The sequence below is a fragment of the Actinomyces urinae genome (assembly GCF_900119695.1).
Taxonomy (GTDB): Bacteria; Actinomycetota; Actinomycetes; order Actinomycetales; family Actinomycetaceae; genus Gleimia; species Gleimia urinae.
Genome location: NZ_LT632547.1, coordinates 1,322,088 through 1,345,164, shown reverse-complemented (window position 1 = coordinate 1,345,164; position 23,077 = coordinate 1,322,088). Strand labels below are relative to the sequence as shown.

Sequence of the window (23,077 nt, the reverse complement as noted above, 5' to 3'; positions counted from 1 at the left end):
GCTCAGCACCTGTTACTTAGCTGGCCAAGAGGCTTCGATTTCGCCAAGGACAGTCGGAACGTCCTTCTCACCATTCAGCCACTGAGTCATTGCAGTCCAGAAGGAGCCTGCACCAACTTCAGAAGGCATCAGGTCAGAGCCATCGAAACGAGCCACCGCGTCCTTATCCTGCAACAGCTCCATTGCAAGACGCAGAATGTCAGACGATGCAAGTGCCGGGTCAACACCCTTGTTTGCGGAAGTTACGCCACCGATCTCAACACGAGTGTTTGCCCACAGACCCGAGGACATGTAGGCCTGAACTGCCTTCGTTGCATCGCGGTCATTGAACGCGCCAACAAACTCACCAGCGGTCAAAAGCGGCTTCTCATCCGCAGTCATGCCCGGTAGGTAGAAAGCGAATACGTCGCCGTTCTCAGAAACGTCGGTGCCTTCCGGCCACTGCGCCTCGTAGAACGAAGCCATGCGGTACATGTAGCACTGGCCCTCAAGGATCGGCAGGCCACCATCATTGAACGAGGTCGTAGCGATCGAACGAGCATCACCAATGCCACCGTTTACGTAGCGGTCATCGCGCAGGATCTTGCCAACCTCTTCGGTTGCCTTCTCGATAGCCGGATCGTTAAACGCAATGTCGTGGGTAACCCACTGGTCATAAGCGTCAGCGCCAGCCGAGCGCAGAACTAGATCCTCAACCCAGTCGGTTGCCGGCCAGCCGGTAGCACCACCGGACTCAATACCTGCACACCAGGGCTTCACATCCTCGCCCTCATGATCCTTGGCGATCTTCTCGGTCAGGTCGAGAAGCTCCTGCCAGGTCTGCGGAACCTCGTAGCCACCTTCCTTGAACATGGACGGTGAGTACCACACGAACGACTTCACGGAAGCCATGAGCGGCGCAGCGTAGAACTTGCCGTCAACCGTGCCGTAAGCCTTCCAGTCTTCAGACCAGCCCTCGTCAACATTCTTCTCAACCTCTGCAGGGGCCGCAATGACGTGACCGTCCTTGACCATGCGCTGCAACAAGCCCGGCTGCGGGAAGATCGCTAGGTCAGGAGCGTTACCGCCCTCAACCTGGACAACAACCTGAGATTCAAACTCGCCAACACCGTTGTGCTGCACCTCAATGCCCGTGCACTCGGTGAACTTGTCAAACGTCTGCTGAAGCTGATCGGCCTCAACCTCACGAATGGACGAGAAAAGCGAAACGGATTCGCCATCGAAGTGGCCGTACTCCTCAAACGCAGAACAATCGGTATCTCCACTAGCTTCGCCAGAAGAACCGCCGCCGCTGATGTCGCCACCGCCACCGCATGCGGACAGCAACATTGCTGTGGCCGCCGCGCCGGCTGCAAGAACGCTCCATCGAGTTCTCTTCGTCGAAATCATGCGCGATGAACGCATCTAAACCTCCAGTGTTAATCAATTGGGACTGACAAACCACAACCTCGTACGCGATACGACTTCGTATACGTTTGCCTCTAACCTGCTTATCAGGCCGTCCATGCATATAACCAAACGCGATAAATGTGACCTGCGCAACCGCTTTGGTTCACGTGTGCGCATATGTGATCATTTTGTAACCAATAGCCGCGCATTGTTGCGCCACTTGTGGCAGACGAGCCCGCGTTGGGTACCCGCTTCAGTTGGTAGCGGTTCTTCTCAAAATTGCTTCCATGACCGCTGCCGCCCCGTCGTAATCAACCGGGCCAGTAACCGCGTTAGCGCACTCCCTTACCTGCTCGACAGCCCCGCCCATCGCCACCGAATGATGAGCCCACCGCAACATCGCCATGTCGTTCGTACCATCACCAACCGCAACAGTGCCCGTTAGCGGCACCCCCAACTCGTCGCGCAACCACTCAAGACTGCCCGCCTTGGTTGTATCCGGCGCATTCACATCCATCCACGCCGTCCAGCCAATCGCATAGCTGAGGTTCAACATGTCCAGCTCGTTTACGCGCGCCTCGAAATCCTCAACACTCATTTCCGGCATGCGCACAACCAGCTTCGTAACCGGTTTCGACTTCAGCCCTTCCAGGTCATCAATCCGGAAATCCTCAATGAGCTCCCGCGGCGGAAACTCGCGCGAAACCCGGTAGTAGGGCGAGTCGTCCTCAACCGCTAAAATCGCCTCCGGCAAATGCTGTGCCACCTGGTCAATCAGCGGGCCCGGATCAAAGTAGCGCTTCGACACCACCTCGTGTTGGCCGTCCACAATACGCAGAACGATCGCGCCGTTCGATGCCACCGCCCAGCCGTCGTGAATCCCCACCTCGCTAAGCACCGGCAAAGTCGCACCAACACCGCGGCCCGTTGCAATCACAACGTTCACGCCCGCGCTCTGCAGGCGCTCAATGGTGTCCACAACCACCTGGGAAGCCCCATCAGCGGTGAGCAACGTGCCATCAATATCAAGCGCAACCAGCAGGCCCGGCCCGGTCTCCTGCAGAGAATCTGGGAGGGCGGCGCTAGCCTGAGCAACTAAATCCTCAAACGGGATCGGCGCCAATGTTGTTGGCGGAGGCGTGAGGAGCGACTTAGCCAACTACAGGCTCCAGTTTCTGCCTACCGCCCAAGTACGGACGCAAAGCCTGCGGAACCGTGACTGAACCATCCTCGTTCTGATGGTTTTCCAAAATCGCAACAATCCAACGCGTGGTTGCCAACGTGCCATTAATCGTCGCGACGGTCTGCGTGCCCGACTCAGTACGCTCACGAATATTCAACCGACGCGCCTGGAACGTCGTGCAGTTAGATGTTGACGTCACTTCCATCCAACGACTTTGTGTTGGCAGCCAAGCCTCACAGTCAAACTTGCGGGCAGCAGATGTGCCCAGGTCACCGGCCGCCGTATCGATCACGCGGTAAGGAAGCTCAACCTTTGCCAGCATCTGCTCTTCCCATGCGAGGAAACGAGCGTGCTCCGCTTCAGCCTCATCCGCGGTAACAAACGAGAACATCTCCGCCTTATTGAACTGGTGCACGCGGATAATGCCGCGCGTATCCTTACCGGCCGAACCAGCCTCACGGCGATAACAGGTGGACCAACCCAGGTAACGCTTCGGAGAATCCACATCAATAATCTCGTCCTTGTGATAGCCCGCGAGCGCCACCTCGGACGTGCCCGTCAAGTACAGGTCATCGGCAGGCAGGTAGTAGATCTCGTCCGAATGCTCATTCAAGAAGCCCGTGCCTCCCATGATTTCTGGCGTAACCAGCGTGGGCGTCATCATCGGAGTGAAACCGGCCTCCACCGCCTGATCCATCGCCATGCGCAACAGAGCCAGCTCCAACTGCGCTCCCACGCCCGTCATGTAGTAAAAACGAGCTCCCGAAACCTTCGCGCCGCGCTTCATATCAATCGCGCGCAGGCCCTCAGCAATCTCCAAATGATCCTTCGGTTCAAAGCCCTCAGCGGCGAAATCACGCGGCTCCCCGCCCTCAAAACGCAAGACCTCAAACGACTCTTCGCCACCCGCAGGCACGCCCGGAATCACAATGTTTGGCATAGACCAAACCAGACGCTCGGCCTTCTCGCGAGCCTCATTGGCCTGCGCCTCCAGCGACTTCACCGAAGCGGCAAGCTCCTTCGCATGCGCCAAAACCTTCTCGCGATCCTCAGCAGAAGCCTTACCAATCGAACGAGACACAGACTTCTGCTCCGCACGCGCAGCCTCAAAATCATGAAGCGCAACGCGACGAGCCTCATCGGCCTTCAAAATTTCATCAACAAGACTCGGATCACCACCGCGCGCAATCTGCGAATCACGAGCCGGCTGCGGATCTTCCCTAAGAGCTTTAAGATCAATCATGCTCCAAGCCTACCGCGGCATTTCAACACGGTCACATGGCCGTCCGTTTTCCAGAATCTGCATCCCAACAACAAGGGCCACCAGATTTGCTGATCCGGTAATGTTTACCTTGAAACTTTTCGATCGGAGGTGGGAGTCGTGGACCCTAAAACTCAGACTCCGTATGTCATATACAACCCCACAAAAGTTGCCAAAGTGCACGCCCTGCGAAAAATGGTGACCGTCGCGGCGACACAAGCAGGGCTAAACGAGCCCGTGTGGATTCAAACCACCGAGGATCAACCCGGAACCCTGCAAGCCACCCAGGCTGTGGCGGACGGAGCCGACCTTGTGCTTGCCGCCGGAGGTGATGGCACAGTTCGTGCAGTAGCCGCAGGCCTCGCCGGCACCGGCACCCCCATGGCGATTCTGCCCTACGGCACCGGCAACCTCCTCTCCCGCAATCTGCACGTGCCTGCCGACAACATCCAAGAAGCCATCGACATCGCTTTCTTCGGCCTCGAAAATGAAATCGACATTGCGTGGATGAGAGTAAACGGTTTCGAAGGCGAACCCGAGTTGCTTCCCGAAGGCACGTACATCACCAAGCAGCACAGAGAATTCCTCGAACAACGCGGATTCAACCCTCCCAGCGAAGACGAATACGTTTTCATTGTCATAGCCGGACAAGGCTGGGACGGGCGGATGATGTCCGAGACCAACTCCAACCTCAAAAGCCGCGTGGGCTGGGGGGCCTACGTCGTTGCCGGGGTCAAAGCGCTCACCGCCCCAAAAATGAGGACATTCCTAGAACTTGACGCGGGCCGCAAATACGTGATCAACGGCCGCTCCATCCTATTCGCGAACTGCTCATCCCTTATGCTTGGCGTAGTCCTCGCGCCCGACGCGAAACTCGACGACGGCATGCTAGACGTGGCAACCCTCGAAACCAGTGACGGCCTTGTAGGCTGGGCCGACCTCTTCACCAAAATCGCCGCGCAAGGAGTGGGCATAAAAAACGACGTGCTACCAGGCACATCTGGACGGCTTGACTTCATTCAAGCCACCACCGCTCACAGCCTCGTCAAAAACGCCGAACCCATCCAAGTGGACGGCGACCCGCTTGGCAACGCCCGAGAAATGCGCGTGCGCGTAGACCACAAAGCTCTTAAAATCCGACACGGATAACAAATTTTCTAACGTCCAAAGTCTCAAAAATGCGAGGAAACATGGCCAACGAAAACCCGAACACCCCTTGGCAATCACCTAACTCGCCCGGAAGTAGCCAGTCCGGATCAGACACCGCCCGCCAAACCGAAACCGAAACTCCGCAGCAGGAGGCACCGGGGTACGGCGTGCCCGGGAATGGGACACCAGAGTCCACAGCCCCCGCATACGGGGCTCCCGAGTACGCGGCACCAGGGTATGGTGCCCCGGGCTACGGTCAGCCAAACCAGAGTTACGGAGCCGGCTATGCGCCTGCCCCATATCGGCAGCCCCTAATCAAGCCTGGCACCATGATCCTGCGCCCCCAAACCGCCTCGGAAATCGTCTCCACTTCGTTTGGTACGTTCCGCTTCAACGCGCGCGCAACCTTAGCGATCAGTTCCATCATCGCGCTGCTCGTATTCGTCCTGGAATACCTCGTGCAATCCACCATCATCGATCTGGATTTGCGAACCACGCAGGGCACTTGGGAAATCATCACCAACTACACCACCTTCTCTGCCCAAGGCCTTGCAGGCATCATTTTGCTACTCGGGGCGGCGCCCCTCATCTTCGTAGCGATGGAAGGCGTACTCGGCCGCAAAATCAGCGCGCAGCAAGCCGTTGAACTCACGCGCGGAAACCGCGGTAGCTACGTCCTCCTCGCCCTATTAACATTCCTAATCCCACCACTAATCACAGCCGTATCAATAGGTATTCCCCTCCTCTTCATCGATCCCGGACTTTCCTCGCTAGTTTTGTTCCTCGGTATCGCAGCGGTGCTACAAATCGCGTTCTACCTGATCGCCATCCGCTTCATGTTCGCATTCCCCATCATCCTCATCGAAGGCCAAAAAATGAGACCCGCACTATCGCGGTCTTGGAAGCTCACACGCGAGCGTTTCTGGCCGCTACTTGGCACTTCCCTACTTATGGGTCTGGCCCTAATGGCAATCACCATCGCGTTCGGCATGATCTTCGGCGTGATTAGTGGGCTGGTAATAATTTTCGAATCTACAAAACTACTGGCCCTAGTAACCTCTATTTCCACCGCGCTAATCTACCTTCTCATTGCGCCCCTCACCGTCTACGCCCTCACCCTCATGTACATAGACACGCGCATTCGTAAAGAAGGCTACGACATCGAACTAGCCCGCAGCGGGCAGGCGGAAACTCTCTAACTTGAACACGCTCGCGGCGCACGTAGCTCTCGCCCTCGAACCCACACCGGACGAGGCGCGCGAGCTTCTGCGCCGTGAACTCAGCAAAAGCGAATACCTGGAAGGCCGCGGACTGCAAGGCATCCTCGACTGGATCCTGCAAAAAATCGGCACAACCGTATTTCGCACCGCAGAAGGCACCTTCAACTGGATGCTTCTTGCAATCATCGTCGTGGTCATCATCGCCCTCATCATCGGCGTATACGCCCGAGTTGGACGCGAACAAAAGACAATCAGCGCGGCCCGGGAGCTCACCTCCCTCAGCGCTGATGAACACCGCCGCCGCGCCCTCGACCTCAAGAACACGGACCCTACCGAAGCCCTCAAAGCCGGGTTCCGCGCCATCATCGTGCGACTCGACAAAACCGCGGCCACCGCCGCACCCGGACGCACCACCGGCGACATCACCCGCCTCATCGCCCACGAATATCCCGACCTTAAAAGCGACATTTCTCGGAGCGCATCCAAATTCGACGTCGCCACCTACCGGCTCGAAACCGTTGGCACCGTCACCACACAAGACGTCGATGCCATGCTCGCCCTCGACAACGAAATCCAAAAACGCCTAAGTACGCAGGTGAGCGCATGAACGCAACCGCGCGCGGAATGACGCTCAAAACTTTCAGCAAAACTTGGCTACCGCTGATCCTAATCTTCATCCTGCTGGTGCTCGTCATCACCGCCAAGGGGATTAACACGCAGGGCGAATATAGCGACTACGAGCCCGAATCCCCTGGGCGAAGCGGCACCAAAGCCGTCATCGAGGTGCTTAAACAGCATGGAATACAAACCACAATCGCCTACAAAGACAGCGACATCGGGGCCATCGATCGCGACACCACGCTCGTATTGCTAAATGATGGCCTGGACTGGTTTGACATTACCGACGGCCTCAAAACCAAAGCACAGCAGGCCGGGCGCGTGATCCTATTTGGCGTGCAAGACTACCGCCTCAAAGAATTCGGCCTCGACATTGACAGCTACACCAACGGTCTTGCGATGCCTGGCGTGACCGAAAACAGTAGTGCATGCCTGCCCTACATCGGCAAAGCTAAGAACGCCTCGGTCACCATCGTGCGCGAACATCAAACCCCTGGCGTGATTCAATGCTTCCGCACCGATAACGGTAGTTTCCTCACCATTTGGCCCGCCGAAGACGGCCCGGAATACATCCTCGTCTCGGACCTCGCAGCGTTTACCAACGCCAACGTGCAAAACCTCGACAATGCCGCCCTCGCCCTCACTCTTTACGGGGCCAACCCCAAAGCCGTGTTCCACTACGAGCGGCCAAGCATCCAGCAGCAGTCACCTGCAAACGCGCCGCTGTGGCAACTCCTTCCTCCGTGGGTCTTCTGGGCGGGCATGACACTGCTGTTCGCCGCCCTCGCCCTCATGATTGCCAAAGGTAGGCGGCTTGGCCCGCTCGCTCGCGAACCGCTACCCGTCATCATCAGCGCCAGCGAAACTGAAGAGGCGCGCGCCAACCTCGCCCGTGAAGGCAAACACGCCGGCTGGGCCATGTCTCTCATCCAATCGCGCGCTCGCCGCAAACTACGCCGAGCCCTTTACCTGCCTAATCGGGCCAACGAAGAGGAACTCACCAACACTCTGGCCGCCAAACTCAACACGCCAACCAGCGAACTACACACACTGCTATACGACGCAAACGTTTCAAACGAAAAAGAACTTACCCAGCGATCACACAAGATCGACCAGCTCATTCAGGAGGTTTCATGACCGAGCAAGATGCAAGGGAAGCCCTACTGCGCGTGCGCGCAGAAGTTGCCAAAGCCGTTGTCGGATCCGACGGCGCTGTAGCCGGCCTCGTCATTGGCCTCCTCACGCGCGGACACGTGCTGCTCGAAGGCGTGCCAGGAACCGCCAAAACCCTCCTCGTGCGTGCCCTGGCTAAGTCGCTATCCATCGACACCAAACGCGTGCAGTTCACCCCCGACCTCATGCCCGGCGACCTCACTGGATCACTGCTATACGACCGCGAGACATCACAGTTCAAGTTCCGCGAAGGCCCCATCTTCACCAACCTGCTTCTCGCTGACGAAATCAACCGCACGCCTCCAAAAACCCAGGCGGCACTGCTTGAAGCCATGGCGGAACACCAAGTGTCGGTTGACGGTGAATCTAAGCCTTTACCCTCCCCTTTCATGGTTGCAGCCACGCAGAACCCCATCGAGTACGAGGGCACCTATCCGCTTCCCGAAGCTCAGCTGGACCGGTTCATGTTGAAAGTCCAGGTGAATCTGCCCAGCTATGAGGAAGAAACTGAGATCCTCAACCGCCACGTGAACGGCTTCGACGCCTCGGACCTAGACGCCGCCGGCATAACACCCGTTGCATCCGCCACCGATATTGAGGCTGCAACCCGAGCCGTAGCCGCCGTCGAAGTGCACCCCCAAGTGGAGAAGTACATCGTGGACATTGCGCGGGCAACGCGCGTGGCACCCTCCCTCTCACTGGGCCTATCCCCACGCGGCGCCATCGCGCTCCTGGCTACCTCGAGGGCCTGGGCGTGGTTGTCCGGACGAGACTTCGTCACTCCGGACGACGTCAAACAAATGGCTCCCGCAACCATCACGCACAGGCTCATGCTTCGCCCTGAAGCCGAACTGGAAGGCGTTGAGGCCGCCTCCGTCCTACAAACCGTCATGGACTCAATCGCGGTACCACGATGACAATTTCCAGCAGGGTTGCGGCACTAGTTGCGATCGGGATCATCCCGATCGTGCTTTCGCCCACCCCTGGAACCCTCGCAATGTGGTTACTGTTCGTCATCGTTCTCACCCTCGTTGACGCGGTTTTAGCTCCCTCGCCGCGCAAACTTCAGATAACCAGACAGGCACCTAAATCAGTTCGTGCCAATGAACGCTCCGTTTCGGTTATCCACGTGAGGGGGGCGAATCGGACGATGCGCGGGGTTTTGCGTGACGCGTGGCAGCCCAGCGCCGGAGCTACGGCAAACCGCCATAAGTTCAAACTATTACCCGGCCAATCCGAGGATTTCTCTACCGCTTTGCTTCCTACCCGGCGAGGCATCCTGAAAGCTGACGCGGTTACCGTACGTTCGTGGGGCCCTCTCGGCCTCGCCGCTATTCAAACCACGTTCGACCTGCCGGGCACAATCCGCGTACTACCGGAGTTTCCATCAAAACAGCTTCTGCCTGGAGCCCTAGCGAAACTGCAGCAGATGACCGGACAAATTCTTGCGCGTGCGCGCGGGCAGGGCACCGAGTTTGATTCCCTGCGCGAATGGGTGGATGGCGACGACCAGCGCTCCATTGATTGGCGCGCAACCGCACGCTCAAAGGACGTTATTGTTCGCACGTGGAGGCCGGAGCGTGACCGCCACATTGTGATGGTTATCGACACTTCACGCATGAGCGCGCAGCGGCTGGGCAACCAAACTCGCCTCGACGTGAATCTAGATGCCGCTCTTCTGCTAAGCGCCGTGACTGCAAAAGCTGGAGATTCGGTCAGTATGATCGCCGCCGACGCGGCCATTAGGGCGCAGGTGATCCGCCCGTCTCGCACAACCGTCCTAGGTGAGCTTTCATCCGCGATGGCACCTCTAGACCCTGCTTTAGTTGAAGCGGATTGGACTCAGATTGCTGGGAAACTAACAGCTTTTGGTAACAAGATGTCGCTTGTGGTTCTATTCACCGCGCTTGATGTGACCGTGCTGGAAGAGTCTTTACTGCCCGCGTTGTTGAACCTTGCCAAGCACACGCGCGTAGTGATTGCAAACGCCTCTGATCCACAACTTCACAAAGCAGAAGAGGAAGTTAACATCGGGGACCCGTACTTTGTAGCCGCCACAGAGTTCTCGCGCGCCGAGCGGGAAAAGGCTGCCCAGGCCCTCGCCTCTGCGGGCATTACTGTGGTTGAAGCCCCGCCCTCGAAACTGTCAATGGCGGTTGTGGACCACTACTTGAATTTGAAGTCACGTGGCCTGTTGTAGCCGCGCGCTTTGGATTACTCGACCGCTACCTGTTCAGGCAGTTTCAAACTTGATTCGGCCAAGTCTTGTTTCTTTTTCCCAAGAACGAGGGCGTAGATGAGGAACGCGACCCAGATGAGCACTCCGAATCCGACCTGCACCTGCCAAGGCGCTTTCGAGGCGGTGACAAAGCCTTCGGTGAAGCCGGAGATAAAGAGGGTGAGCAGGAGGCCAAACAGTACGTGAATGGCCTGATGTCCGGTGCGGACGAAGGATTCGAGGCGAGTGCGCGAACCGGGTTGGATTATGGACCAGAAAAGGCCCAGGCCGGTGCCGGCAGATACGAACATAGCGGTCAGTTCTAGCAAGCCGTGCGGCAGGATCAGCGTCCAGAAAGTAGTGCCGTACCCGTGGAACGTCATGAGTGCTCCCGCGATGGCGAGGCTTGCCATGTTGCTGATCAGTATTTGCACAGCGCCAATCACGGTGATTCCGTACGCGAGTGTCAATGCAGCAACGTACCAGTTGTTTGACCACACCAGCATCGTGAAGTCCGCGTCAGGATCCTTGGTGTAGTACTTTTCGAAGTCTTCTTGAACGTATTGCAGGACTGATGAGGATGATCCAAGTTGCTCATGTAACTCGGGGTGCGCGTAGATCCACCAGCCGACGGCAAGGGCAAAGAGCATGGAGAAAACGCCGGCACTGATCCACCAGGCGCAAAATCGGTAGAGAGCGGCAGGGTAGGTGGTGGTGAAGAATTCGGCGATAGAGGTGAGGACGCGCCTGTTTTTGCCGGCCATCTTGCCGCGAGCGCGAATGAGAAGGGCGGAGAGCTCTTTGACGAGTTGAGGGTCGGGCGCTCCTGTTCGAATCATGGACAGGTGTGTGGACGTGCTGCGGTAAAGGTCGATGAGTTCGCGAGCTTCGTCTGGGGTTAGTACGGTCTTGTTTGCAAGCACTGTGAGCCTGGCCCAAGTACTTTTGTTTGCACTGACGAATGCGTCCAAATCCATGCGCCAAGATTACTAGAAGGTATCGTTTGTGTCATGGATAGTCAGGCGACGACGGTTATAACTGGTGAGGGCGTGGCGCTGGACGTGGTGCCTGCGGGCATTGGCTTGCGCATGGTGTCAGCCCTCATAGATGTGGGGTTGTCGGTAGCCATTTTGATTTGGGTGGCGGTCGCCCAGTTTAACTTGTTGTTTTCTGATACCACCGCCGCCCAAGAAGCGCTGTTTATCTTGTTAGTTGTGTTCGCTGTGTTCGTGGCTCCCGTGTTGATTGAGACGGCTACCGGCGGGAAGTCTGTGGGCCGTTTTGTGGTTGGCACCAGGGTCGTGCGTTCGGATTTGCGTCGCGTTGGTATGCAGCAGGCGGCGATTAGGGCGATGGTCGGCCTGGTTGAGATTTGGGCAACGATGGGCGGTCTTGCTGCAGCCGCCGCACTGATTGATCCAAAGAATCGCCGTTTGGGTGATTTAGCTGCAGGCACTGTGGTGATTAAGGAGCGGGTTGGCGCGCGTGCGGTTGAGGCTGCGAGTAAGCGTGCTGACGCGATTGTTCACGCGAATGAGGCTCCCGCTACCCCCTCGTGGATTCAAAGTGCGGATTTGCGCAGGTTGCCCCCGGAGCTGGCGCGTAATGCTCGCTCGTTGTTGATGCGCGGCGCCCAGTTTGATGAGCAGGCCCGCACCAGGTTGTTGGCGGGTATCGCGGGCGAGCTTCGCGAGTATGTTTTTCCGGGCCCGCCACCGGGGGTTGGTGACGAGGAGTTTATTGCGGCCGTGTTAGCGGAGCGTACTCGCCGTGAGGCCGCCCGCTTGGAGCGTAATCGCAGGCTGGCAAGCTCTTTTTTGCGCGTCTAGTTGTTGGTTCCGTTCATCAGGCCGGCTATCCACGCCCGCGCATTTACAAAGTCTTCGTCTTTGGTGCCAACTTTAATGGTTGGGCGCTGCCCATCAACGCGCGGGTAGGAGCCGATAAAGCGTACTTGCGGGCAGGTGCGGTGCAGGCCGATGAGGGCGGCAGCTACGCGTTCTTCGCTGATGTGGCCTTCGATGTCTATGGAGAATTCGTATGAGCCGAGGGGCCCTCCGGCTGGTCGTGATTCGATACGCGAGAGGTTGACGCCACGCGCTGCGAATTGTTCAAGCATTGAGAGCAGGGCTCCGGCCTCGTTGTCGGGTAGGCGCACTTGCACGGTGGTTTTGTCCGCGCCGGTGGCTGGAGGAACGTTTCCAAGGGGCGCAACCAGGACGAAGCGCGTAACTGCGCCCCGGTTGTCTGCGACGTTGGAGTGAAGGGCACGCAGGCCGTATCGTTCTACGGAGGTTTTGGCGCATAGTGCGGCGTCGAAGCCCGGGTTTTCGTCTTCGGCGATGAGGCGCGCGGCTGCTGCCGTGGAGGTGGCGGGCACGTGTACGGCATCGGGGTAGTTGGCGGCTACCCATTTGCGGCATTGCGCCCATGCGTGAGGGTGTGTGCCGATGCGTTGGATGTTGGGGATGCTTCCATCAGCGGCAGGTTTTATGGCGAGTTCGAAGGATACTTCGACTACCATTTCGGCTTCGATTACGAGGGGAGATCCGTGTGAGAGCGAGTCGATGGTTGCGTTGACGCCACCTTCGATGGAGTTCTCGATGGGCACGACGGCCCGGTCTGCTTGCCCACTTCGCACGAGGTCGAGCGCTTGGGGCACGGATGTGCACGGCACCGCTTCAGCGTTTTGGGGCGCGATTTGCCACAGGGCTTGTTCGGTGAATGTGCCGAATGGGCCAAGGAAAGCAATTTTGAGTGGCTTCGTTTGCGCGCTTGACGTGTTGGTGTGGGTGTGCACGGCGCCTCCTTTTCTCGGCTTTCACCTTATACAGTTAGTTTTGTTCTTGTTTATTTTCAGGTGGTTTTGGTGCGTTTTTTGAGGTTTGTTACGGCTTTCACTCTCGCGTTTTTGGTGGCGTCACCGTTTGCGGTGGCGCAGGAACCGGTTCGCACGTTGTTTGTGGGCGTCGCGGGTGTTGAGGCCGGTAATGTGTCGCCGGGCGTATTGAACGCACTGGAGGACCGTGGCGCCGCGGTGATGAATCTGCATACGCGCACGTCGAATCCGGATACGTGTCCGGTTGATGGTTGGATGTCGATGCGCACGCCTGGAAATGCGGTTGATTATGAGGGCAGACAGGCCGACGGTAGTGCCTGCAGGCCGCTGTTAGATGTGATTGTTGAGGACGGGGCGGGCACGCCCAGCAGGGCGAAGGTGCCAGATTTTGAGCAGATAACTCGGGACGTGAAGTGGCCGGCCGAGCCGGCTGCCGGAGTTGGGATTGGTCCGGGAGCCGCCCTGTCTCTTGCGAGCCAGAGCGGCGAGGTCGCTAGATGGTTGCCCGCGCCGGGCAGGGCGGATGAGTTGGGCGCGGTTGTGTTGCAGGCTCTTCACGAGTCGCACGGCAATGTGTTTGTTGATGCCGGGTGGGCTAAAGCGGGAACGAACGCTAATGATCCTTCCGGCAGTGCCTCTGACGTTGCTGACGGTGGCGGCACTTCTACTACGGCTGGCCCTACGGGTTTGTCGGTAGACGAGGTGAATGCGCGGATCGAGGCGGTTTTGGCGGCGTACACGCAGTTTGAGCGGCAGAATCCTGGCACGGTGCGCTTGGTGCTCGCTTCTGTTGGTCGCAGTGAGCCCGGCCCGGCGCTGCAGTTTGGCGCTGTGATTGCCCCAACCACCACCGGCGCCGAAACCTCAGCAACCGGCCCCGCGTCTGCCCCGGAAACAGCTACGCCGGGCCTCTTCTACTCATCGGCGACTCGTTCGGCGGGTTTGGCAACGTTGGGCGATGTGCGTGATTTGGTTGCGGGTGGGCCGGTCCAGGTGGAGCCAAAGTCGATGAGCACCGCGCACGCCCAGTTGATGGATGAGGCCACCCACGCGTTGGCGGCGCGAGGTTCGTTGACGCCATTTTTTGCTGGGTGGGGTGCGTTCCTTTTGGTTGGCATGCTGGCTGGTCTGACGCATTTTGTGCGCAAGCCGGCAAAAGATCAGGGGCCGGCATGGATTTGGCGCAATATCGCAGTGTGGAATGCGCTGGCTTTCGCAGTGGTTCCGGCGGCAATGATCGCAAACCTGGTTCCGTGGTGGCGACTTTCCACTAACCCGCTGTTGTCGATTTTGCTGGTGTTTTCCATCGCGGCGGCGCTTTTGGGGTTGGCGCGTTCGTCGAGTCAGCCGGTGGCGGTCCTTGCGGCGCTGACTGTGCTGCTGGTGGCGGTGGATATCGCGTCGGGTGCGCATTTGCAGCGCGATGGTTTCTTCGGTTCGATGACGCTCGCATCCCGGCGGTTTTACGGCATTTCTAACCGGTCGTATGTGATCTTGTTGGCTTCAGCGCTGATAGCAACGCTGCCCTGGATTGCGGATCGTTTCCCACAGAAGAGGCAGGAGGCGGCGCGCGGCGTTGCCGCTATGGGCGCGGGCGTGCTGGCGATTGATGCGCTCCCGTTTTGGGGCGCTGATTTTGGAGGACCTGCGGGGATTATCGCCGGGTTTGGGATTGCGTATTTGATGGTGCGTGGTATTCGCCCGAGGTGGAGGCACGCCGCCTGGTGGGTTGTGCTGACAATCGTGGCAATGATTCTTGCGGGAGCCCTGGATGCAAGGTCGACTTCGCCCTCGCACATCGGCCTGTTCTGGAAGAATTTTGGTTCGCCAGAAACGCTCACTTTGGTAGCGGACAAGGCCCGCGATATGGCAACAACGTTCGCAGGAAATCCGCTGATTTTAGCGGCAGTCACAGCAGCGGCGATCCTCGTGGTGGTTGGAGCGCGTTTTGCCCGCAGGCTGTTCGAAGCCCGCGAGGGCACCGAAAAGCAACCCGCAGATACTCAAAAAAACTCGCTCGAAACCGGCCAGATCCCCCCGGCCCCCTCATCGAATCCGCACTTGGAAACCCTGCGTGAAGCCACTCCTCCGGGTTTAGCCGCAGTGGCGGCGGGCATAGCGGTGGGTGCGCTGGTGGCCGTACCGATTAATGATTCAGGTTTGCTGATTGTGGTGGACACCGTTGCGATCGCGGGCCCCGCGCTGGTGTCTATTCTTGCTCGTCGTCTACAAATTTCTCGTACGCATTGTACGGAGAGCCCGCGGTTTGACGTATAGCTGCCTGCACACGCTCGCGAACGGGAATTCGGTGGCGGTGTATGCGGCGCAGCGCCGTGGCTTTCCAGACGTCTTTGAATTGGTCGGCGCGATGCATGTACCCCATGAGGTCGTTGGCGGTGGCACGGTGCGTGAAGTCGCAGGGGATTTCTTGCACGGTGTAGCCCTTGACTAGAAGGTCTATGGTCATGGCTACTTCAACGCCCCATCCGGGGGCAAAAGGCATGATGTCGTTAACGGCTTTGCGGGTGATGCAGCGCTGCCCGGAAAGTGGAGCGTTGGCGTGCCAGCCTGTGGCGCGGCGAATTGATTTGCGGGCGCGCCCAACTACGAATCCGTGTCCGCCCGCTCCTTTTTGTTTGGGTAGTGTGGCGATGGCGCAGTCGCAGATCCCGCGTTGCACGGCATCAATGAGGGAGGTTGCTTCCAGCGCACTTTCCCCCAGGTCAGCGTCGAGGAATAGCAGGTGCCGGGGTAGGCCATTGGCGAGGTCGCGCATGGCGGCAACTTTGACTCCGGTTTCAAGGGCGGAGGCTTTGCCGCGGGTAACGGAGTGTCGCACTACGACGGCTCCGGCTTGACGCGCGTGGTCGCCGGTGTTGTCTTCAGATCCGTCGTCTACAACGATGAGGAGGTCAACGCCCGGTAGCGCCCGACATGCGCGCACGGTGTGGGAGATTCGGCGCGCTTCGTTGCGGGCGGGAATGATGACCGCAACTTTGTGCTTTTCGGGTTGTTGTTTGAGTGATTCGCTGACGCGACTGGTTGAGGGGGCGGGACCGGAGTTACTCATGCGTCTAGTTTAGTCCGTTCCCACCCCGTGGTTTGACCAGTTTTACAGGGATACTTGACGGGATACGAGGCCTGCACGAGCGCGTTTTTCGTCGTCCGTTAGCGGCTGGGTGGCCGCGAGCGCAGCTTCGAGTTTGCGTTCAAGTTGCTTTACAGGTTCAGTGAGGGTGCCGGGGTCTACCTCGTTTCCGAATTCGAATACGGGGATGGACAGGCCGAGGGCGCGGAATGCGCCGATGAAGTGTGCGCCGGCAAGGGTGAGTTCACCTGCGGCTTGGAGGCGGGCGAGGGCGGTGAAGAGTTTGTCTTCGTCTTCGAGGCGGATCCAGCGCACAAAGTGTTTGCCCATGTCGTGCCAGTAGGTGTTGGCCACGCCGGGAATGGCTCGCGTGGGAATAAGTTCGGCGGAGGTTTGCGCGATGGCGGCTTCAACTTCTTCGTCGCGCTGGCCGTCAGCAATCCAGTATCCGAGGTCGTTTTGTAGCTCCATCGGTTGGGTGCTTTCGATCATGTCGGGGATGCGCGGGCCGGCGTCACGCACGTCCACTGGCACGGGGCCATATTTGGCTTCGCCTTGCTCAATTTTGGTTTTGCGTACCAGGGCGGCATTGAGTGCGACGCCGAGGTCGTGGCCGATGTCGCGGCTGGAGGAGCGGGTTTGCAGGCCGATGAGGATCTGTCCGTCTTCGCGTACGAGAGCGGGAACGGCGTTGGGAAGGATGGAGGCGAACAGGAAGGGTTCGGATCCGTATTCTTCCGTGGTCTGCGCTGCAAGGGTGGCGGCGGGGATTATTTCACGCATGGCAACGAGGTCAGCTTCGGCGCTCATACCTTCGAAGGGGCGCGCGACGTGCGCGATGATGGGGCGAATCGGTTTGCCGGGCGCTACTTTTTTGCGTCGTGATTTCTTTCCCATGTGGGTCTCCTAAGTTGGTGAATGGTTTTGATCTAGCCCAAAGTTACCGGCGTGAAGCCAATAAACAAAGCATGCGGGGCCGGCGATGTTTATCTGCTGGAATACGGATGAAATTTTCAGTGACACCTGCCACACTTATAGGTATGCATGAAAGAGCTGGCCAACTGGCTAAACCAGAAGATTTGATTGATGTTGATGAGGTTCTATCCGCTTATTACGAGATTGAGCCCGATGTAAATAACCCCGCGCAAAAGGTCGTGTTCGGCACGTCCGGGCACCGCGGCTCATCGCTTGATGGCGCGTTTAATGAAGCGCACATTGTTGCAACGACGCAGGCGATCGTGGAGTACCGCGCAAGTCAAGGTTTTGACGGTCCGTTGTTTATCGGTCGCGATACCCACGCGCTGTCAGAGCCGGCTTGGAGGTCGGCACTTGAGGTGCTGGTGGCAAATGGTGTGGATGTTCAGATAGATTCGCGAGGATCGTTCACGCCCACTCCGGCGGTTTCGCACGCGATTCTCGTGGCTAACGGAGCAGGTTCGCCGCAGGGTCTGCGCACGTCCGGCCCGGGGTTGGCTGATGGCATTGTGGTTACGCCGTCACACAACCCGCCTCGTGATGGTGGTTTTAAGTACAACCCTCCAAGCGGCGGTCCGGCAGATTCGGATGCGACGGGCTGGATTGCGAACCGCGCTAATGAGATTTTGACGGACGGCTGGTCTAAGGTAAAGCGCGCTCGTTCGCAGGATTTGCTTGAGGACCCGCACGTACATCGTTATGACTATTTGAAGAAGTATGTTGATGATCTCGAAAACGTGATCGACATTGATGCGATTCGCGAGGCGGGTGTGCGTATCGGTGCAGATCCCCTGGGCGGCGCGTCCGTGGATTACTGGGGCGCGATTTCGGAGCGTTACGGGCTGGATCTCACGGTGATTAACCCGAAGGTGGATCCGACGTGGCGGTTTATGACGCTGGATTGGGACGGGAAGATCCGCATGGACTGCTCCTCCCCTTACGCGATGGCGTCGGTTCGTGAACGCATGAAGCCGGATGCGTCCGGTAAGACTCCGTTTGATGTTGCTACTGGTAATGATGCGGATTCGGATAGGCATGGCATTGTGACGCCGGATGGTCTGATGAACCCCAACCATTATTTGGCGGTTGCGATTGAGTACCTGTTCACGCATCGTCCGGGTTGGGGCAAGGACACGGCGGTGGGCAAGACGCTGGTGTCCTCTGCTCTGATTGACCGCGTGGTTGAGAGCATTGGCCGCAAGCTGATTGAGGTTCCGGTCGGGTTTAAGTACTTCGTTTCTGGCCTGATGAACGGCACGATCGGTTTTGGTGGCGAGGAGTCTGCGGGCGCTTCATTCCTCCGCAAGGACGGCACGGTGTGGACCACGGATAAGGACGGCATCTTGCTGTGCCTGCTGGCTGCAGAGATTATCGCGGTGACGGGTAAAACTCCGTCGCAGTTGCATCGAGAGCAGGTGGAGCGTTTCGGCGCGTCCTCCTACTCGCGTATTGACAATGCGGCTACGCGTGAAGAGAAGGCGAAGCTTGCGAAGTTGGCGCCGGAGGACGTGGCGGCGCAGGAGCTTGCGGGTGAGGAAATCACGGCTCGTTTGGTGAATGCTCCGGGCGATGGCAACGCTATTGGCGGTTTGAAGGTGACTACAAAGAACGCGTGGTTCGCGGCTCGCCCCTCTGGCACGGAGGACGTGTACAAGATTTACGCGGAATCGTTCAAGGGCGAGGACCACCTGCAAGAGGTGTTGGAGGAAGCAAAGGAGGTCGTAAAGGAGGCTCTGGCATAAACCTTTACGGCTTGAGAGCCGAGTAGCCTAGCGGGTCTGCTAGCGCGTTCGGTTAGTTGTCGTTCCGGGTACGTGTTTTTGATGCGTACCCGGAACGTGTTTTTGGTCGGTTTCTAGTGCTGTTGAGTCTGTACTGTCTGCTTTGCCGTAGACTGCATTTGTGTTGAATTCTTACCGCGAAATTTTGTCGATTCCGGGGGCGCTGAAGTTTTCGTTGGCGGGTTTGATTGCCCGTTTCCCCATGTCGATTGTTGGAATTTCGCAGATTTTGATGATTTCAACACTGTATGGTTCGTACACGCTGGCGGGCCAGGTGGGGGCAACGAATATTATTGCCTTTGCGATTTGTGCCCCGTTTGTGGCGCGTTTGGTTGACCGTTTTGGGCAGGCGCGTGTGATGATTCCGCTGGTTTCGGTGTCTGCTACCAGTTTGTTGGGCTTGATCATTGCAGCGGCTTTACATGCGCCGGTGGTGTACCTGTACGTTTTGACGGCAGTTTCGGGTGCAACTTCGGGTTCGCTGGGTTCGATGGTGCGGTCGAGGTGGACGGTGGCGGTGAAGAATCCGGCACAGTTACACACGGCGTTTTCGATGGAGGCAACGCTAGACGAGGTCGTGTTCATGATCGGCCCGATCTTGGCAACGATCCTTTCGGCTAACGTCAACCCGGTTGCGGGCATGGTTTTGGCCTTTATTCTCGCGGTTTCTGGCGGGTTCTGGCTGTTGTCGCAGCGGGCAACGGAGCCGCCTATTTCCACCTCGAGTATTCACGGGCCTAAAGGCTCCGTGATGGCGCAACCGGTGATGATTGCGTTGGCTTTGGTGTATGTGGGTGCGGGCGCAATGTTTGGCTCAATCGATATTTCGGTGGTTGCGTTTACCGAGTCGATGGGCCAAAAGGCACTGTCTGGCCTCCTGCTTGGCGTGTTTGCGTCCGGTTCTATGCTGGCGGGCCTCCTTTATGGGGCGAGGTCAACATCCATCCCATTGTGGAAGTTGTTTGTTGGTGGGGTTTTCCTGCTGGCGGTGGGCGTGAGCCTCACGTATTTTGCGCGGACGATAATCGGCCTGGGCGTCATTTTGTTCTTCACGGGATTCTCCATTTCACCCACTATGATTAACGTGACCGCGATGGTACAAAAGGCGGTTCCCCCGCGGCGTCTAACGGAGGGCCTCACGTGGATGTCCACAGCTATGAATGTGGGTAGTTCTCTGGGTTCGGCACTGGCTGGCCGCGTGGTTGACCACAGCGGGCATGTGGGCGGTTTCCACACGGCGATTGGTTTCGCGTGGGTCATGGTTACGATTTCTCTGATTGCGATTCCGGCGTTGCGGGCCACCTCGCATAAGAAGAGGGCGCGGATCCCTGTGCAGGTGCGTTCGCGCCGGATGGGTCTTGGGGGTTTGTGGAAGCGCCGGTCGCGAAAGTCGGTAGACTGAGGGTGTGCTTTTAACTGCTGTCACTCGGCTGGAAGACGCGTTTAACACGCAGGTAGCGCGGACGCTTTCGGATTTGGGTTGGCGCCCAGAGCTTATCGCGTACGGCGGCTTTGGAAACACCCAGCGCGTGCGCATCATTGCCAGGGCGTTGATGGCCCCTACGTATTTTGAAGAGAAGTACGAGGTTTGGGCTAACCGGCACGGCTTACCTAGCTGGTATCAGTTCCAAACGCGCGCAGCAGATAGGCTTCCACACACGTTTGGCGAGGTAGTTAAAGACGCCATTGGCGCCGACGAGGGCGACGATACGAACACGACGTCCCACATGCGCGGTGAACGCGGGTGGCGCCAGTTTGTGGACGCGCAGGTGCCGAGAGCACCGGTGTTGGTGACTGTTGGTAACCGCAAGCTGATGGTTTATACGGATCGCGGCGGCTATGTGGATCTTATGGTTGAGGATCACGGTTTGGAGCCGGGTTGGCATGCGGCGACGCTGCAGGCGCTGAAGCCCGACGAGGTGGCGCGGAGCGAGAAGCGCGTGCGCGCGTCTAGACCTATTGCAGTGCCGGTGCGAGTGGTTTCACAGCAGGAATGCATTGGCCTCGTGTCAGATGTGGATGACACGGTGATGGTGTCGTGGCTACCTCGCCCACTGGTGGCAGCAAAGAACGCGTTCTTCACGTACGTGTCGTCGCGCCAGGCGGTGCCGGGTATGGCGAACTTGCTACAGCAGATTTCGCACATGCAAACGTCTAAGGGCCGCATGGGAACTGTGCCAGCTCCCACGGTTTATTTGTCTACGGGAGCGTGGAATGTGGCGCCGAGTTTGCGCCGGTTTTTGTTCCGCTCAAACTTCCCTACGGGCACGCCACTGATGACAGATTGGGGGCCTTCTCAAACGGGTTGGTTCCGTTCTGGACGCGAGCATAAGCGCTCGCAGTTGCGTGAGCTGGCCCAAATGTTCCCCTGGGTTAAGTGGGTTCTGGTTGGTGATGATGGCCAGCACGACCCCTCAATCTATACGGAGTTCGCCCGCGAGTATCCGCAGAATGTGGCGGCAGTTTTTATTCGCAGTTTGACTACGACAGAGCAGGTTTTGAATCATGGTGCCCCCGATCCGCGCGAGGAGCTGAGCCCACTGATCAAATCTCTTGACCCGAAAATCCCGGTGGTGGTTGGCGAGGACGGCTTCGAGCTCCTACACCGGGCAAGGGCCCTTGGCATTCTTCGCTAATTTTCGCCACTCGTAATATCATCCTGTGGGACGTGTCGTCTTGTTCATTACCGGATGCGTAATGTTGAAGGCGGCATTATTGCCGCTCGCTAGGAAGGGCCTTGCGAGGACAGCTTTATCTTGAGTAAAGGGGATGAAATTGGTTATGAAACATGCGCTTACTGACGCGCTCGAGTTTGCAATTCCGTCGAAAGTCCCCACGCATTGGTACAACCTCACTGCTGATTTTCCAGAGCCGATGGCTCCGCATTTGAATCCGCAGACTCGTGAGGAACTTAAGCCGGAGGAAATGCATCCTCTGTTTTCCAAAGCGTTGGTGGAACAAGAGTTTTCCACCGAACGATGGATCGAGATTCCGCAGGCTGTTCGCGAGGTGTATGCGAGCTGGCGTCCATCGCCTTTGGTTCGTGCGCGTAGGTTGGAGCAGGCGCTCGATACGAAGGTGAAGATTTATTACAAGTACGAGGGCGTGTCTCCCGCTGGTTCGCATAAGCCAAATTCGGCGGTTGCGCAGGCGTATTTCAACGCCCTTGAGGGCACGAAGAAGCTAACTACCGAGACTGGTGCTGGCCAGTGGGGTGCTTCTTTGTCGATGGCTTGCGCGATGTTTGGGCTTGAGTGCGAGGTGTTCCAGGTTCGCTCCTCGTTTGACGCGAAGCCGTACCGTCGCATGCAGATGGAGGCGTATGGCGGCACGTGTCATCCGTCACCGTCTACGCTAACGGAGGCCGGTCGTAAGATATTGGAGCAGGATCCTGACACTACGGGTTCGCTTGGTATGGCGATTTCGGAGGCCGTGGAGGTTGCTCTGAAGTCGGATAGCGCCCACTATGCGCTCGGTTCGGCTTTGAACCATGTCATGCTGCATCAGACGGTGATTGGTCTGGAGGCGATTGAGCAGTTGCGTGAGGCCGACGAAGAGCAGGCTGACGTAGTGTTTGGTTGCGCCGGTGGCGGTTCTAACTTGGCTGGCCTGTCGTTCCCGTTCTTGGGTGAGAACTTGCGCGATGGGAAGACCACGAGGGTGGTTGCTTGTGAGCCGCAGGCTTGCCCGTCGATGACTCAGGGCGAGTTCCGTTACGACTTTGGTGATGTGGCTGGCACAACGCCGCTGATGAAGATGTACACGCTCGGTCATGATTTTGTGCCGCCGTCGATTCATGCTGGTGGTTTGCGCTACCACGGTATGAGCCCGATGGTGTCTCACGCTAAGTCGCTGGGTCTACTTGATTCGGTTGCGATTGGTGAGCATGAGACGTTCGCTGCCGGCCTGGAGTTTGCTCGCGCGGAGGGTATCATTCCGGCTCCGGAGTCCACGCACGCTGTTGCGGGCGCGTTGAACTACATTAAGTCTGGCAAGGCACGCGATGGCGAGGTCGTGGTGATCGGTGTTTCGGGTAACGGTTTGCTCGACCTCCCGGCGTACGAGAACGAACTCATGCGCGAGAAGGAAGCAAAGAACTAAGAGCGCCCAGCCCAAATCTGGGCCGCGCTTCTTAAACTAGACAAATAGCCGGTTGCACTTGGCTTAGGCAGTGCAACCGGCT

19 protein-coding genes are annotated in these 23,077 nt (G+C 58.1%); 12 read left to right on the top strand and 7 right to left on the bottom strand.

Going from position 1 to position 23,077, the window contains the following annotated elements:
- Window positions 1-12: 12 nt before the first annotated feature.
- The 3 genes from BQ7114_RS07440 to serS form a co-directional block, all read right to left on the bottom strand.
- Window positions 13-1,404, bottom strand: a complete 1,392-nt coding sequence (locus BQ7114_RS07440; protein ID WP_143236830.1) for an ABC transporter substrate-binding protein — start codon at window positions 1,402-1,404, stop codon at window positions 13-15.
- A gap of 238 nt (window positions 1,405-1,642) precedes the next feature.
- Entirely contained in the window at window positions 1,643-2,548 is a 906-nt protein-coding gene (locus tag BQ7114_RS07435; protein ID WP_072343932.1) for an HAD-IIB family hydrolase, read from the bottom strand.
- Window positions 2,541-3,815 carry a serine--tRNA ligase gene (serS, locus tag BQ7114_RS07430; protein ID WP_034508618.1) on the bottom strand — a complete coding sequence of 425 codons (1,275 nt, stop codon included), beginning with the start codon at window positions 3,813-3,815 and terminating at the stop codon, window positions 2,541-2,543. The genes BQ7114_RS07435 and serS overlap by 8 nt, the downstream gene beginning before the upstream one ends.
- Before the next feature lie 138 nt (window positions 3,816-3,953).
- Between serS and BQ7114_RS07425 the strand changes: the two genes are divergently transcribed.
- Genes BQ7114_RS07425 through BQ7114_RS07400 form a run of 6 tightly spaced genes read left to right on the top strand, consistent with a single transcriptional unit; the run spans window position 3,954 to window position 10,193 of the window.
- On the top strand, window positions 3,954-4,982 hold the full coding sequence (locus BQ7114_RS07425) for a diacylglycerol/lipid kinase family protein (RefSeq protein ID WP_072343929.1): 1,029 nt from the start codon (window positions 3,954-3,956) through the stop codon (window positions 4,980-4,982).
- A 29-nt stretch (window positions 4,983-5,011) separates the two neighbouring features.
- The gene (locus BQ7114_RS07420) at window positions 5,012-6,181 is read left to right on the top strand and encodes a glycerophosphoryl diester phosphodiesterase membrane domain-containing protein (protein ID WP_083431792.1); all 1,170 of its coding nucleotides are present in this window, start codon (window positions 5,012-5,014) and stop codon (window positions 6,179-6,181) included.
- Between the two features lies 1 nt (window position 6,182).
- A complete protein-coding gene (locus tag BQ7114_RS07415) occupies window positions 6,183-6,809 on the top strand; it encodes a hypothetical protein (protein ID WP_072343922.1) in 627 nt (208 codons plus the stop codon).
- The gene (locus BQ7114_RS07410) at window positions 6,806-7,957 is read left to right on the top strand and encodes a DUF4350 domain-containing protein (protein ID WP_072343919.1); all 1,152 of its coding nucleotides are present in this window, start codon (window positions 6,806-6,808) and stop codon (window positions 7,955-7,957) included. The genes BQ7114_RS07415 and BQ7114_RS07410 overlap by 4 nt, the downstream gene beginning before the upstream one ends.
- Window positions 7,954-8,910 (top strand): AAA family ATPase, encoded by a 957-nt coding sequence (locus BQ7114_RS07405; protein ID WP_143236829.1) that lies wholly within the window; start codon window positions 7,954-7,956, stop codon window positions 8,908-8,910. The genes BQ7114_RS07410 and BQ7114_RS07405 overlap by 4 nt, the downstream gene beginning before the upstream one ends.
- Window positions 8,907-10,193: a DUF58 domain-containing protein gene (locus BQ7114_RS07400; protein WP_072343913.1), complete on the top strand. Its 1,287-nt coding sequence runs from the start codon at window positions 8,907-8,909 to the stop codon at window positions 10,191-10,193. The genes BQ7114_RS07405 and BQ7114_RS07400 overlap by 4 nt, the downstream gene beginning before the upstream one ends.
- Before the next feature lie 14 nt (window positions 10,194-10,207).
- Here the strand turns inward: BQ7114_RS07400 and BQ7114_RS07395 are convergent, their stop codons facing one another.
- Window positions 10,208-11,188 carry a stage II sporulation protein M gene (locus BQ7114_RS07395; RefSeq protein WP_072343908.1) on the bottom strand — a complete coding sequence of 327 codons (981 nt, stop codon included), beginning with the start codon at window positions 11,186-11,188 and terminating at the stop codon, window positions 10,208-10,210.
- Between the two features lie 33 nt (window positions 11,189-11,221).
- Between BQ7114_RS07395 and BQ7114_RS07390 the strand changes: the two genes are divergently transcribed.
- A complete protein-coding gene (locus BQ7114_RS07390) occupies window positions 11,222-12,040 on the top strand; it encodes an RDD family protein (RefSeq protein ID WP_072343904.1) in 819 nt (272 codons plus the stop codon).
- Here BQ7114_RS07390 and pheA read toward each other — a convergent pair.
- The gene (pheA, locus tag BQ7114_RS07385; RefSeq protein ID WP_072343898.1) at window positions 12,037-13,011 is read right to left on the bottom strand and encodes a prephenate dehydratase; all 975 of its coding nucleotides are present in this window, start codon (window positions 13,009-13,011) and stop codon (window positions 12,037-12,039) included. The genes BQ7114_RS07390 and pheA overlap by 4 nt on opposite strands.
- Before the next feature lie 69 nt (window positions 13,012-13,080).
- On the opposite strand from pheA, the gene BQ7114_RS07380 reads away from it, so the two are divergent.
- Entirely contained in the window at window positions 13,081-15,327 is a 2,247-nt protein-coding gene (locus tag BQ7114_RS07380) for a hypothetical protein (protein ID WP_143236828.1), read from the top strand.
- Here the strand turns inward: BQ7114_RS07380 and BQ7114_RS07375 are convergent.
- Complete coding sequence (locus BQ7114_RS07375; RefSeq protein WP_083431791.1) at window positions 15,260-16,120, bottom strand: glycosyltransferase family 2 protein; 861 nt, start codon at window positions 16,118-16,120, stop codon at window positions 15,260-15,262. The genes BQ7114_RS07380 and BQ7114_RS07375 overlap by 68 nt on opposite strands.
- A 42-nt stretch (window positions 16,121-16,162) precedes the next feature.
- A complete protein-coding gene (locus BQ7114_RS07370; RefSeq protein ID WP_072343888.1) occupies window positions 16,163-17,035 on the bottom strand; it encodes a DUF5926 family protein in 873 nt (290 codons plus the stop codon).
- Window positions 17,036-17,178: 143 nt separating this feature from the next.
- On the opposite strand from BQ7114_RS07370, the gene pgm reads away from it, so the two are divergent.
- The 4 genes from pgm (at window position 17,179) to BQ7114_RS07350 (ending at window position 22,995) form a co-directional block, all read left to right on the top strand.
- Window positions 17,179-18,855, top strand: a complete 1,677-nt coding sequence (gene pgm / locus BQ7114_RS07365; RefSeq protein ID WP_072343877.1) for a phosphoglucomutase (alpha-D-glucose-1,6-bisphosphate-dependent) — start codon at window positions 17,179-17,181, stop codon at window positions 18,853-18,855.
- Between the two features lie 160 nt (window positions 18,856-19,015).
- The gene (locus BQ7114_RS07360) at window positions 19,016-20,296 is read left to right on the top strand and encodes an MFS transporter (protein ID WP_072343871.1); all 1,281 of its coding nucleotides are present in this window, start codon (window positions 19,016-19,018) and stop codon (window positions 20,294-20,296) included.
- A 4-nt stretch (window positions 20,297-20,300) separates the two neighbouring features.
- Window positions 20,301-21,530: an App1 family protein gene (locus BQ7114_RS07355; RefSeq protein WP_230206004.1), complete on the top strand. Its 1,230-nt coding sequence runs from the start codon at window positions 20,301-20,303 to the stop codon at window positions 21,528-21,530.
- Window positions 21,531-21,663: 133 nt separating this feature from the next.
- Window positions 21,664-22,995, top strand: coding sequence for a TrpB-like pyridoxal phosphate-dependent enzyme (locus tag BQ7114_RS07350; protein ID WP_072343866.1), 1,332 nt, complete (start codon window positions 21,664-21,666; stop codon window positions 22,993-22,995).
- Window positions 22,996-23,077: the final 82 nt, after the last annotated feature.

What these genes read in the sequence shown, in the direction of transcription:
- BQ7114_RS07440 (WP_143236830.1), bottom strand. Translation starts at nt 1,404, where the DNA reads ATGCGTTCATCGCGCATGATTTCGACGAAGAGAACTCGATGGAGCGTT.
- serS (WP_034508618.1), bottom strand. Translation starts at nt 3,815, where the DNA reads ATGATTGATCTTAAAGCTCTTAGGGAAGATCCGCAGCCGGCTCGTGAT.
- BQ7114_RS07420 (WP_083431792.1), top strand. Translation starts at nt 5,012, where the DNA reads ATGCGAGGAAACATGGCCAACGAAAACCCGAACACCCCTTGGCAATCA.
- BQ7114_RS07410 (WP_072343919.1), top strand. Translation starts at nt 6,806, where the DNA reads ATGAACGCAACCGCGCGCGGAATGACGCTCAAAACTTTCAGCAAAACT.
- BQ7114_RS07405 (WP_143236829.1), top strand. Translation starts at nt 7,954, where the DNA reads ATGACCGAGCAAGATGCAAGGGAAGCCCTACTGCGCGTGCGCGCAGAA.
- BQ7114_RS07400 (WP_072343913.1), top strand. Translation starts at nt 8,907, where the DNA reads ATGACAATTTCCAGCAGGGTTGCGGCACTAGTTGCGATCGGGATCATC.
- BQ7114_RS07395 (WP_072343908.1), bottom strand. Translation starts at nt 11,188, where the DNA reads ATGGATTTGGACGCATTCGTCAGTGCAAACAAAAGTACTTGGGCCAGG.
- BQ7114_RS07390 (WP_072343904.1), top strand. Translation starts at nt 11,222, where the DNA reads ATGGATAGTCAGGCGACGACGGTTATAACTGGTGAGGGCGTGGCGCTG.
- BQ7114_RS07375 (WP_083431791.1), bottom strand. Translation starts at nt 16,120, where the DNA reads ATGAGTAACTCCGGTCCCGCCCCCTCAACCAGTCGCGTCAGCGAATCA.
- BQ7114_RS07370 (WP_072343888.1), bottom strand. Translation starts at nt 17,035, where the DNA reads ATGGGAAAGAAATCACGACGCAAAAAAGTAGCGCCCGGCAAACCGATT.
- pgm (WP_072343877.1), top strand. Translation starts at nt 17,179, where the DNA reads ATGCATGAAAGAGCTGGCCAACTGGCTAAACCAGAAGATTTGATTGAT.
- BQ7114_RS07350 (WP_072343866.1), top strand. Translation starts at nt 21,664, where the DNA reads ATGAAATTGGTTATGAAACATGCGCTTACTGACGCGCTCGAGTTTGCA.